The organism is Streptomyces sp. NPDC004031, from assembly GCF_053604375.1.
In genome coordinates, this window is sequence record NZ_JBSGHL010000048.1 from 54406 (window position 1) to 65886 (window position 11481).

Here is an 11481-nt window from a genome sequence, read left to right on the forward strand (position 1 = left end):
AGCCGTTCTTCGCGCGGCGGCTTTACCTGCGGCATCGCCAAGTCGGCGGCAATTCAGAAGAAGTACCCTGCGCGGCCAATTCCTAATCATCGCCGCGGGTCCGGCGGCCGCCGGCCGGGACGGGCTGGGCGGCACCGGCGGTCGCGCACGGTGACGCAGCGTTCCGCCGGGACCGACACACAGTCGCGCCAACCACTCACCCGGAGGCGGCACTTCCTGCACTATGGGGGTGACGACGCCGATCGGAAGTGGTGACCGCCATGGCAGCGGAGAGCGTGCCGGTGCGCTGCCCGGCCTGCCGCCGTGACCATACGTACACGGCGCCGACCTACCCCTGCCCGTGCGGGGCGCCGCTGTGCCTGCCGGTGCTGCGCGGCGGTCCGCCGGTCGAGGTCGTGCACCGCTCCTGGGACGAGTCGTGGGTGCGGCTGCGCTGCCCCGGCTGCGGGCGCACCGACCAGTGGCCGCGGCCCGAACTGGGCTGCTCCTGCGGCGCGCTGATCCGCCTGCCGGTGGACGACGAGGCCGCCGAGGCGTCCGGTCCGCTGCACTCCCCCGGCGGCAGCGCGCCCGCCCCGGCCGGGACCGTACCGCCGCCGACGACCTCCCGGCCGCCGTTCCGTCCCGTCACCATTCGCACAGGTAGGGACGCGCTCACCGCGGCCGCCCAGTACCTGAAGTGGCTCGGCTTCGCCGATGTGCGGCTCGCGGGCGACCGCACCGCCAACGGCATCGACCTGCGCGGCCGGGGCCTGGTCGCCCAGGTCGATCCCAGCACCCAGCCGACGCCGGTGCGTGACGTCGAGTGCCTGTGGCTCAACTGCGCCAACGAGGACGCGGTCGGCGCGTTCTTCTCGCTCGCCGGTTACGCGTACGAGGCGCGGCTGCGGGCCGACCAGCTGGGCGTGCCGCTGTTCGTCATGGACCTCACGGGCACCCCGCAGCCGGTCAACCCGGCCGCCGACGCGCTCATCCAGTCCGGTCCGCCGGAGCCCGGCGGGTCCTGACCCGCGGCGGTCAGGGCGCGTCCGCGGCGGGACCGAAGTCGGCCCGCAGCTCGATCTTGCGGACCTTGCCGCTGACCGTCATCGGGAAGGCGTCCATGACGCGCAGCAGCCGCGGGACCTTGAAGCGGGCGAGCCGCCCCTCGCAGTAGGCGGCGATCTCCTCCAGCGTCGGCGGGTCGGCGGCGTCGCGCGGGATGACGCACACCGCGACCTCCTCCCCGTACGTGGCGTCGGGCACCCCCACCACCTGCACGTCGGAGACCTTGGGGTGGCCGTACAGAAATTCCTCGACCTCACGCGGATACACGTTCTCGCCGCCGCGGATGATCATGTCCTTGATACGGCCGACGACCGCGAGGTAGCCGTCGTCGCGCATCACGGCGAGGTCGCCGGTGTGCATCCAGCGGGCGGCGTCCACCGCCTCGGCGGTGCGCTGCGGCTCGTCCCAGTAGCCGAGCATCACCGAGTAGCCGCGCGTGCACAGCTCGCCCGCGGTGCCGCGCGGCAGGGTGACGCCGGAGACCGGGTCGACGACCTTGACCTCGATGTGCGGCAGCGCCCGCCCGACGGTCGCGGTGCGGTGCCCGACCGGGTCGTCCCGCCGGGTCTGGGTGGCCACCGGGGAGGTCTCGGTCATGCCGTAGCAGATCGACACCTCCGCCATGTGCATCTCGCTCATCACGCGCTTCATGACCTCGACCGGGCACGGCGACCCGGCCATGATGCCGGTACGCAGTGTGCTGAGGTCGTGGTCGGCGAAGTCCGGCAGCGCCAGCTCGGCTATGAACATCGTCGGCACCCCGTAGAGCGAGGTGCAGCGCTCCTGCGCGACCGCGCGCAGCGTGGCGGCCGGGTCGAAGGACCGGGACGGGATGACGACGCAGGCCCCGTGCGAGGTGGCGGCCAGGTTTCCCATGACCATGCCGAAGCAGTGGTAGAAGGGCACCGGCAGGCAGATGCGGTCCTGCTCGGTGTAGCCGACCGTCTCGCCCACGAAGTAGCCGTTGTTGAGGATGCTGTGGTGGGACAGCGTGGCGCCCTTGGGGAAGCCCGTGGTGCCCGAGGTGTACTGGATGTTGACCGGGTCGTCGCAGCTCAGCGTCGCCTCGGCGGCGGCCGGCAGGTTCTCGTCGACGCCGGCGCCCGCGGCCAGCAGCGCGTCCCACGACGGGTCGTCGATGTGCACCGTCTCGCGCAGGTCAGGGCAGCTGCCGTGCACCTCGGCGGCCATCGCGCGGTAGTCGGTGCCGCGGTGCTCGGCCGTGGCGACGAGCAGCGAGACCCCCGACTGCCGCAGCGCGTAGGCCAGTTCGTGCAGCCGGTAGGCGGGGTTGACGTTCACCATGATCGCGCCGAGCCGGGCGGTGGCGTACTGCACCAGCACCCACTCCGGGCAGTTCACCGCCCAGATGCCGACCCGGTCGCCCTTGCGCACCCCGCGCCCGGCGAGGCCGCGCGCCACCTCGTCGACCGCCCGGCCGAACTCCGCGTACGTCCAGCGCCGCCCGCTCGGCACATCGACCAGCGCCTCCCGGTCCGGGTGGGCCGCGATCGCGCGGTCGAGGTTGCGGCCCACGGTGTCGCCGAGCAGCGCGGTCGTCCCGGTGCCGTGCGCGTACGACGGCTCCGGCCCGCCGGGGGATCCCCCGGTACGCGAGGGCGCCCCGTGCGGCTCGTCCGGCTGCTGCGGAACGTCCACCCAGGCCTCCTCGGCTCGCTCGGCCCGCGCCCGCCGCCCGGACGGTGCGCCGGTCCCGTGAACACCGTCAAGTGTGACTCCGCCCGCCCCGCCCCGTCGAGTGGAGCGCACGGCGGGCGGCCGGCGCCGTCAGTGGAAGTCCTCCTCGCGGAATTCGGCGCTGCCGTCGTGCATCGTCGCCTCCCGCAGCTCGATCCGGCGGATCTTGCCGGACACCGTCTTCGGCAGCGGCGCGAACTCCAGCCGCCGGATCCGCTTGTACGGCGCGAGCACCGACCGGGAGTGCGCGAAGATCGCCTCCGCCGTCGCCCCGTCCGGCTCCCAGCCCTCGGCGAGCACCACGTACGCCTTGGGGATCGACAGCCGCAGCTCGTCCGGCGCAGGCACCACCGCGGCCTCCGCGACCGCCTCGTGCTCCAGCAGCGCGCTCTCCAGCTCGAACGGGCTGATCTTGTAGTCGCTGGACTTGAAGACGTCGTCGGAGCGGCCGATGTACGTGATGTAGCCGTCCGCGTCCCGGCGGCCGATGTCGCCCGTGCGGTAGTAGCCGCCGCCCATCGCCTCCGCGGTACGCCCCGGATCGCCCGCGTAGCCCGTCATCAGGCCCACCGGGCGGGCGGCCAGGTCCAGGCAGATCTCGCCCTCCTCGCCGGGCTCGCCCGTCACCGGGTCGACCAGGGCGACGGTGTAGCCGGGCGTGGGGCGGCCCATCGACCCGGCCTTGACCAGCTGCCCGGGGGTGTTGGCCACCTGCACGGCCGTCTCGGTCTGGCCGAAGCCGTCCCGGATCAGCACCCCCCACAGCCGCCGGACGTGCTCGATGACCTCGGGGTTGAGCGGCTCGCCCGCCGCGACGACCTCCCGCGGCGGGGTGGCCAGCAGGCTCAGGTCGGCCTGGATGAGCATCCGCCACACCGTGGGCGGCGCGCAGAAGCTCGTCACCCCGCAGCGCTCCATCTCGGCCATCAGCCGCGCCGGGTCGAACCGCGTGTAGTTGTGCACGAAGACCGTCGCCTCGGCGTTCCACGGCGCGAACAGGCTCGACCAGGCGTGCTTGGCCCAGCCCGGCGAGGAGATGTTCAGATGCACGTCGCCCGGCCGCAGCCCGATCCAGTACATCGTGGCCAGGTGCCCGGCCGGGTACGAGGTGTGGGTGTGCTCGACGAGCTTGGGCTGCGCGGTGGTGCCGGACGTGAAGTACAGCAGCAGCGGGTCGGTCCCGGCCGTCGGCCCGTCCGGGGTGAAGCCCGGCGGCACCGCGTACGCCTCCTCGTACGCCAGCCAGGGCCCGGAGGCGCCGCCCACCGCGATCCGGGTGTAGTCGCCCGGCACCTCGGCGAACTTCGCGGTGTCCGCGGCCCGCACCACCGCGTGCCGCACCTCGCCGCGGCCGACCCGGTCGCGCAGGTCTGCGGGCCCGAGCAGCGGCGTCGCCGGGATCATCACAGCACGCAGCTTCATCAGCGCGAGCGCGCACTCCCACTGCTCGACCTGGTTGCCGAGCATCAGCAGCACCCGGTCCCCGGCCCGCACCCCCCGCGCGCGCAGCCAGGAGGCGACCCGGTCGGAGCGGTCCGCCATCTCCCGGAAGGAGATCATCGCCTCGGCGCCGTCCTCCTCCACGATCCACAGCGCGGGCCGGTCGTTGCCCGCGGCGATCACGTCGAACCAGTCGAGTGCCCAGTTGAACTGCGGCAGTTCGGGCCACCGGAAGGCCGCGACCGCCGCCTCGTAGTCCTCACGGTGCCGCAGCAAAACGTCCCGAGCAGCCCGGAATGCCCCGGTCGCGTCCGATACGGCCATGTGTCCTCCTCATGCACGTGCTCTCGGTAGCATCGTGCGCGAGTGACGTGGGTCTCACTACCCCCGGACGGGGGTGAGGAGGTGGGGCGGTGGACGGCAGCGCCGGAGAAGCCGTGGACGTACGGGCAGCACTCCTGCGGATGCGCAGGTCAGCCATGCTGCCCGTGACTTTCGGCGGGCTGGTGTCGCAGCCCGGCGCGGCGTACTTCCGGATCACCGAGCTGTCCGGCGCCGACACCGAGTCGCTGCGCGGCCTCCAGGTGCGCACCGGCAACGGCCTCGGCGGCAAGACGCTCGCCCTGCGCCGCCCCTACGCCGTCACCGACTACGGCTCCGCGCGCACCATCAGCCACGAGTACGACGCCGCCGTCGCGGGCGAGGGCCTGCGCTCGGTGCTCGCCGTGCCGATCGTCGTCCACCGCCAGGTCCGCGGAGTGCTCTACGGGGCGCTGCGGGAAGCCTGCATGATCGGCGACCGCCCGCTCGCCGCCGCGATGGACGCCGCGCGCGACCTGGAGCAGGCGATCGTCGTACGGGACGAGGTGCGGCGGCTGCTCACCTCCTGCCAGCAGCCGGTCGTCACGGCCAACCCCCGCGCCTGGGAGGAGGTCCGCGACGCGCACCGCGAACTGCGCGGGCTCGCCGCCCGCATCGGCGACCCGCACCTGCGGCGGGAGCTGCTGACCGCGTGCGCGCGGCTGGCGTCCGCGGCGGTGCCGGCGGCTCCCGCGCGGCGGACGCCGGTCGCGCAGCTCACCGCGCGCGAGCTGGACGTGCTCGCGGCGATCGCCTCCGGCGCGACCAACGCGGGGGCCGCGGCGCGGCTGCGGCTCCAGCCCGAGACGGTCAAGTCGTACCTGCGGTCGGCCATGCGCAAGCTGGGTGCTCACACCCGCCTTGAGGCGGTCACCTCGGCCCGCCGCTCGGGCCTTCTGCCCTAGCCCTGCGGGCTGCCACCTGCACCCGTATGCCGCGGGCCCGCTTCCAGCCCCGCGGGCTGCCGCTTTCCGCCGTCCCGGGACCGTCCCTTTCGTCGTGGCTGGTCGCGCAGTTCTCCCCCAGGCTCCGCCCGGGAGGTGCCCCCACGCGCCCCTGATGGTTGCCCTGCCCGGCGGACGCGAGCCCCTGCGGAAGGTCGCGCGGCCCGCCGGAAGGGGCAGCCCGTTGCGGAAAACGGGGCGCGCGCCGTGCGGGGCTGAAGGTAGCGTGCGAGGCGTGAGCCTTGAGCGGATTGGCGGCTTCGCCGCGATGTCGGTCGTGCTGGTCCTGATCCCGGGACCGAGCGTCCTGTTCGTGCTCGGACGAGCACTCGCGCACGGGCGCCGCACGGCCCTCGGCAGCGTGCTGGGCAACGCCATCGGCGCCTACGTGCTGAGCGCCACCGTCGCGATCGGCCTCGGCGAGCTCGTCTCCCGCTCGGTCGCGCTGTTCGCGGCGCTCAAGCTGGCCGGTGCGGCCTACCTCGTCTTCCTCGGTGTGAAGGCCTTCCGGCAGCGCCGGGTGCTGGCCGGGACGATGAGCGGGGAGGAGCCCGCGGAGGGGGCCCCGGCGGCGCGCCGCAGTGATGTGCGTACGCTGTGGGAAGGCTTTGTCGTGGGTGCCACGAACCCCAAGACGATGGTGTTCTTCGCCGCCGTCCTGCCGCAGTTCGTGGACCGCGGCGCGGGCCGCGTGCACGAGCAGATGCTGCTGCTCGGTCTCGTGTTCACGGTGATCGCGCTGCTCTTCGACAGCATGTGGGCGCTGACCGCGTCGGCCGCGCGGACCTGGTTCGCCTCGTCCCCGCGGCGGCTCGCGGCGGTGGGCGGGACGGGCGGTCTGGCGATGATCGGCCTGGGCGTGGCGGTCGCCGTGACGGGGCGCGCCGACTCGTAGGGCCTGGTCGCACGGCATGTGATCAGGGGCACACACCGGGCGTCAGCGAAACGTTTGCGTTTCGATAAGGGCCGACGTAACGTCGTTCGAGTACGAAACCGTTTCGTTCTTCCTGCGGTACTGCCGTACAGCCCTACGTCCCAGCCCGGGAGCTCCGCCTGATGTCATCCCAGTCCGCGGCCGACGTCCCCGTCGACCGGCTCACGAAGTCCGCGCCGGGCACCTCCGGCGGCGCGCCCGCACCCACCGAGCGGGCCAACCACCGCTGGTGGGTCCTGGCGGTCATCGCCATAGCCCAGCTCATGGTCGTGCTCGACGCCACCGTCGTGACGATCGCCCTGCCCTCCGCGCAGGAGGCGCTGAAGTTCTCCGACGGCAACCGGCAGTGGATCGTCACCGCCTACTCGCTGTCCTTCGGCTCGCTGCTGCTCGTCGGCGGCCGGCTCGCGGACCTCATCGGCCGCAGAATCGTCTTCCTCGTCGGCGTGGTCGGCTTCGCGGGCGCCTCCGCGCTCGCCGGTGCCGCCCAGAACTTCGAGGTGCTGGTCACCGGCCGCGCCCTCCAGGGCCTGTTCGGCGCCCTGCTCGCCCCGGCGGCGCTCTCGCTGCTCAACACGACCTTCACCGATGTGAAGGAGCGCGCGAAGGCGTTCGGCATCTACGGTGCCATCGCGGGCGCCGGCGGCGGTGTCGGCCTGCTGCTCGGCGGTGTGCTGACCAAGAACCTCAACTGGCGCTGGACGCTCTACGTCAACCTGATCTTCGCGGTGGTCGCGTTCATCGGCGGCATGATGCTGCTGCGCAAGGGCGCCCCCGCCGACCGGCAGCGGCTGGACATCCCCGGCACCCTGCTGGTCACCGTCGGCCTCTTCGGCATCGTCTACGGCTTCTCCAACGCCGAGACCCACGACTGGAGCTCCCCGCTGACCTGGGGCTTCCTGGCAGGTGGCGCGCTGCTGGTGGCCCTGTTCAGCTGGTGGCAGACCCGGATCGCGCACCCGCTGCTGCCCATGCGCGTCCTGCTGGACCGCAACCGCGGCGCCTCCTTCACGGTGCTGGCCATCTCCGGCGCGGGCATGTTCGGCGTCTTCCTCTTCCTGACGTACTACCTCCAGCTGACCCTGCAGTACGACGCGGTCAAGACCGGTCTGGCGTTCCTGCCGATGATCGGCGCCCTGATGGTCGCGGCTCAGCTCACCACGAACACGCTGCTGCCGAAGTTCGGCCCGCGGTGGATCGTCACGAGCGGCATGGTGCTCGCTGCCGGCGGTATGGCCTGGATGACGAACCTGGGCCTGACCAGCGGCTACGCCGCGAACGTGCTGCCGCCGCTGCTGGTGACCGGCTTCGGTATCGGCCTGGTGATGCCCGCCGCGATGAGCGTGGCCACCGAGCGGATCGCCGAGCAGGACGCGGGTGTGGCCTCCGCGGCCGTCAACACCATGCAGCAGGTGGGCGGTTCGATCGGCACCGCGCTGCTGAACACGCTGGCGGCCAGCGCGCTGTCCTCGTACCTGGCCGGCCACACCGGCCCGATGGCCAAGGCGAACGCGGCGCTGCACAGCTACTCCACCGCCTACTGGTGGTCGGCGGGCTTCTTCCTGGTCGGCGGTGTCCTCGCGGCGTTCATGTACCGCAGCGGGCGCACCCAGCCGGCCGACGGCGAGGCGGTCAAGGCCGTCCACATGTGAGCCACCGGGGCGCGGACCGCGCCCCGGGCTCCCCGAAGCACCCGGTGCCGACTGAGCGGACGGCACCGGGCCGGGGGCCGGCAGCCGGGTCATCGTGGGGACGGGACACCCGGCATCACCGGCCCCCCAACACACCACCGCCCCGCCGGTCGCGTCCCCCGCGCACCGGCGGGGCGGTCTCGCGTCCGCGGCCGCGGGTCACCCGGACGGCCGTCGCGCCGCGGGGGCGCGGCAGGGGCCGCGGCTACCGTGGAGGCCATGGAAGCCAGCGTGCGGCCGCTGTACGTCCCGGTACGGTCCGGGCCCGCCGGGCTCGTCGTCCGGCTGTGGCGCACCCCCTCGGGGGGCCGGACGGCGGTGGGCTTCACCTCCGACCGGCGGCTGCGGGCGGCGCTCGGCCCCTGCCAGCCGTGGATCCGGCTCTCCCCGAGCGCGCTGCGCCGCCTGTCGGAGCCGCTGGGCGCGACGTCCCTCACGGTGGACCCGCTGCTCTTCTCGCGCCCGGCGGGCACGTCCCGGACGGCCTGACACGTTACCCGGGCTGGACGTCCCCGGAGGTCGTCGCGGGGACCTCGCGGCGGGCGGGCAGGTCGCCCGGGGGGATGCCGGGGTGGTGCTGGGCCGCGGACAGCCGCGGGCCCGCCGCCGGGGGGCCGTCGCCGAGGGCGAGCCGGGAGACGATGCGGTAGCGGTCGCCGCGGTAGACGGAGTGCACGTACTCCACCGGCCGCCCGTCCGCGTCCTTGGTGAGCCGCTCGAAGAGCAGCGCGGGCGACAGCACCGGCACCCCGATGAGCCGCGCCTCCTCCTCGTTGGTGACGGTGGGCTCGATGGACTGCACGGCCTCGTGCACCCGCACCCCGTGCCGCTCCCGCAGGAAGTCGTAGAAGTCGCCGGACTCCATGTCGCCGGGCACGAGTCCGGGCACGATCGCGGCGGGCACGTGCAGATATTCGATGGCCATGGGCTCGTCGTCGACGAGCCGCAGCCGCGCGATGTACGTGATCTCGGCCGCCGGTGAGATGTGCAGCCGGCGGCCGACGCGCGCACCGGCCTGCACGGTGGTGAACTCCAGGACGCGGCTGGCCCAGGTGCCCGACGCCTGCGGCAGGCGGTAGGCGTCGCGGGCCGGGGCGAGTTCCTGGGTGATCTTGGCGCGGGCGACGAACATCCCGCGGCCGTGCTCGCGCACCAGCAGCCCGGTGGTGACCAGTTCGTCGACGGCGGAGCGCAACGTCGGCCGGGAGACGCCCAGTTGCTCGCACAGCGTGCGTTCGGAGGGAATGGGGTCGCCGGGGGCGCAGGACTCCACGAGTTCCATCAGGTAGTCGCGGACCCGCTCGCGTTTCACCGCGGAGCGCGACGGCTCGCTGACCATGACGTGTGTCCCTTCCCGTCGGCACCCCGGCGGTGGCTTGTCCACCCTCGTCCGCCGAGGTTATCCAGATGTTGACCAGCGCGCCAGCCGCTGTGAGCAGCCGCAGCGCATGACACGACCGTATACGACCCGATTTTCGGGTCGTGCGCAGGGCCTTGACGTGACCAGTGGTCTATGCCACCTTCGGCGCACAGCTCTAGACCACTTGTAAGTGGTAAACACCAGCCCGCGCTTCCGAGGTGACATCCCCCGTGAGAACCCCTGTGCGATCCAGACTTCTCCCCGCCGCCGCGCTCGCCCTCGCGGCCGCCCTGAGCCTGACCGCCTGCGGCGGCTCGTCCTCCGACTCCTCCGACAAGTCCCCGGGCTCCGCAGGGGGTTCGGGCTCCCCGGCGAAGCTCACCGTGTGGTTCATGCAGGACAGCATGTCGGACGCGGTGGTCAGCCGGTTCAAGACCAGCTACGAGGCCGCGCACAAGGGCGTCACCCTGGACATCCAGATCCAGCAGTGGGACGGCATCGGCCAGAAGATCATCAGCGCCCTGGCCAGCAAGGACGCCCCTGACGTCATCGAGGTCGGCAACACCCAGGTCGCCCAGTACGCCGCCAGCGGCGGTGTCACGGACCTGACCGACAAGGTCACCGACCTCCAGGGCTCCGACTGGATCCCCGGCCTCGCCGACCCCGGCAAGATCGACGGCAAGCAGTACGGCGTCCCCTGGTACGCCGCCAACCGCGTGGTGATCTACAACAAGGAACTCTTCGCCAAGGCCGGGATCACGGCGCCGCCCAAGACCCGCGAGGAGTGGATCCAGGACACCACCAAGCTCAACTCCGGCGGCAACGACGGCATCTACCTGCCCGGCCAGACCTGGTACGCGCTCGCTGGCTTCGTCTGGGACGAGGGCGGCGACCTGGCCGTCAAGGACGGCGACAGCTGGAAGGGCGCGCTGGACACCCCGCAGGCGCAGGCCGGGATGGCCTTCTACAAGCAGCTCCAGGCGCTCGGCAAGGGCCCCAAGGACTCCGACGAGGCCAAGCCGCTGCAGGCCGACGTCTTCGCCAAGGGCAAGACCGCGCAGATCATCTCGGTGCCCGGCGGCGCCGCGGTCATCGAGCAGGCCAACCCGGCGATGAAGGACAAGATCGGCTTCTTCACGATCCCCGGCAAGACCGCCGACAAGCCCGGCGCGGTCTTCACCGGCGGCTCCGACCTGGTGATCCCGGCGGCCTCCCGGCACCAGGACCAGGCCTACCAGGTGGTCAAGGCGCTCGCGGGCACGGACTTCCAGACCGACATGGCCAAGGCGATGAGCTACGTGCCCAACCGCACCTCGCTCGGCTCGGTGCTGGCCGGCAACCCGGGCGCGTCGGTGATGGCGGCCGGTGCGGTGAACGGCCACGCCACCCCCAACTCCCCCAACTGGGCGGCGGTCGAGGCGAACAACCCGATCAAGCAGTACATGACGCAGGTGCTCACCGGAGCCGACCCGGCGGCCGCCGCGAAGACCGCCGACGACGCGATCGACAAGGCCCTCGCCTCCGCGTCCTGACCGCTGCCCCCGCAGGTCCGGGCCCGCGCGCCCGGACCCCCGGCCCCGCCCCGCCGACACCCCGAGGAGTCCCCGTGCCCACCGCCCGCTCCGCCGCCGCGCCCCGGCCGGCCGTCATGGATCCGCCGCAGCCGGCGCCGCCGCGGGCCCGCGCGGGCCGCCGGCGGGGCCGGGCGCTCGCCGCCCTGTGGCCGTACCTGCTGATCGCCCCGACCGTGGTGGGAGCGGCGTTCCTGCTGGCCTATCCGCTGGTCAGGAACATCGTGATGTCCTTCCAGCACTTCGGCCTCGGGGAGCTGATCCGCGGCGGGGCGACCTGGGCGGGCTTCGCCAACTACCGGGCGGTGCTGGACGATCCGGAGTTCTGGACGGTCGTGCGGCGCACGGTGTGGTGGACCGCGCTGAACGTCGTGCTGATCATGGTGCTGGGCACGCTGGTGGCGCTCATGCTGGTCCGGCTCGGCAAGCGGATGCG

At 72.9% G+C, this 11481-nt stretch carries 10 protein-coding genes; 7 read left to right on the forward strand and 3 right to left on the reverse strand.

The annotated features are described in order from the left end of the window. The first annotated feature begins 260 nt into the window (after positions 1 to 260). Complete coding sequence (locus ACWERV_RS26840) at positions 261 to 1007, forward strand: hypothetical protein (RefSeq protein ID WP_452937608.1); 747 nt, start codon at positions 261 to 263, stop codon at positions 1005 to 1007. A gap of 10 nt (positions 1008 to 1017) precedes the next feature. Here ACWERV_RS26840 and ACWERV_RS26845 read toward each other — a convergent pair whose 3' ends face one another. Then, the gene (locus ACWERV_RS26845; protein WP_452937637.1) at positions 1018 to 2583 is read right to left on the reverse strand and encodes an AMP-binding protein; all 1566 of its coding nucleotides are present in this window, start codon (positions 2581 to 2583) and stop codon (positions 1018 to 1020) included. 252 nt (positions 2584 to 2835) lie between these two features. Continuing rightward, on the reverse strand, positions 2836 to 4509 hold the full coding sequence (locus tag ACWERV_RS26850; RefSeq protein WP_452937610.1) for an AMP-binding protein: 1674 nt from the start codon (positions 4507 to 4509) through the stop codon (positions 2836 to 2838). 140 nt (positions 4510 to 4649) lie between these two features. Here ACWERV_RS26850 and ACWERV_RS26855 point away from each other — a divergent pair, with 140 nt between their 5' ends. The 4 genes from ACWERV_RS26855 to ACWERV_RS26870 all read left to right on the forward strand — a co-directional run bounded on the left by ACWERV_RS26855 (position 4650) and on the right by ACWERV_RS26870 (position 8603). Then, positions 4650 to 5450 (forward strand): LuxR C-terminal-related transcriptional regulator, encoded by an 801-nt coding sequence (locus ACWERV_RS26855; RefSeq protein ID WP_452937640.1) that lies wholly within the window; start codon positions 4650 to 4652, stop codon positions 5448 to 5450. Between the two features lie 307 nt (positions 5451 to 5757). After that, entirely contained in the window at positions 5758 to 6384 is a 627-nt protein-coding gene (locus ACWERV_RS26860; RefSeq protein ID WP_452937642.1) for a LysE family translocator, read from the forward strand. Positions 6385 to 6545: 161 nt separating this feature from the next. Then, complete coding sequence (locus ACWERV_RS26865) at positions 6546 to 8075, forward strand: MFS transporter (protein WP_452937613.1); 1530 nt, start codon at positions 6546 to 6548, stop codon at positions 8073 to 8075. Between the two features lie 258 nt (positions 8076 to 8333). Continuing rightward, entirely contained in the window at positions 8334 to 8603 is a 270-nt protein-coding gene (locus ACWERV_RS26870; protein ID WP_398178483.1) for an SAV_915 family protein, read from the forward strand. 4 nt (positions 8604 to 8607) lie between these two features. On the opposite strand, the gene ACWERV_RS26875 is transcribed toward ACWERV_RS26870, so the two are convergent. Then, the gene (locus ACWERV_RS26875; protein ID WP_398178480.1) at positions 8608 to 9453 is read right to left on the reverse strand and encodes a GntR family transcriptional regulator; all 846 of its coding nucleotides are present in this window, start codon (positions 9451 to 9453) and stop codon (positions 8608 to 8610) included. A 263-nt stretch (positions 9454 to 9716) separates the two neighbouring features. On the opposite strand from ACWERV_RS26875, the gene ACWERV_RS26880 reads away from it, so the two are divergent. Both ACWERV_RS26880 and ACWERV_RS26885 read left to right on the forward strand, forming a co-directional pair. Continuing rightward, a complete protein-coding gene (locus tag ACWERV_RS26880; RefSeq protein ID WP_452937617.1) occupies positions 9717 to 11006 on the forward strand; it encodes an extracellular solute-binding protein in 1290 nt (429 codons plus the stop codon). A gap of 185 nt (positions 11007 to 11191) precedes the next feature. Beyond that, positions 11192 to 11481 (forward strand): carbohydrate ABC transporter permease (locus ACWERV_RS26885; protein WP_452937644.1); only part of this gene is annotated, 290 nt, incomplete at its 3' end.

Excerpts from the sequence above, each read along its gene's own strand:
- ACWERV_RS26840 (WP_452937608.1), top strand. The coding sequence starts at position 261 with ATGGCAGCGGAGAGCGTGCCGGTGCGCTGCCCGGCCTGCCGCCGTGAC.
- ACWERV_RS26850 (WP_452937610.1), bottom strand. The coding sequence starts at position 4,509 with ATGGCCGTATCGGACGCGACCGGGGCATTCCGGGCTGCTCGGGACGTT.
- ACWERV_RS26855 (WP_452937640.1), top strand. The coding sequence starts at position 4,650 with ATGCGCAGGTCAGCCATGCTGCCCGTGACTTTCGGCGGGCTGGTGTCG.
- ACWERV_RS26860 (WP_452937642.1), top strand. The coding sequence starts at position 5,758 with ATGTCGGTCGTGCTGGTCCTGATCCCGGGACCGAGCGTCCTGTTCGTG.
- ACWERV_RS26865 (WP_452937613.1), top strand. The coding sequence starts at position 6,546 with ATGTCATCCCAGTCCGCGGCCGACGTCCCCGTCGACCGGCTCACGAAG.
- ACWERV_RS26870 (WP_398178483.1), top strand. The coding sequence starts at position 8,334 with ATGGAAGCCAGCGTGCGGCCGCTGTACGTCCCGGTACGGTCCGGGCCC.
- ACWERV_RS26875 (WP_398178480.1), bottom strand. The coding sequence starts at position 9,453 with ATGGTCAGCGAGCCGTCGCGCTCCGCGGTGAAACGCGAGCGGGTCCGC.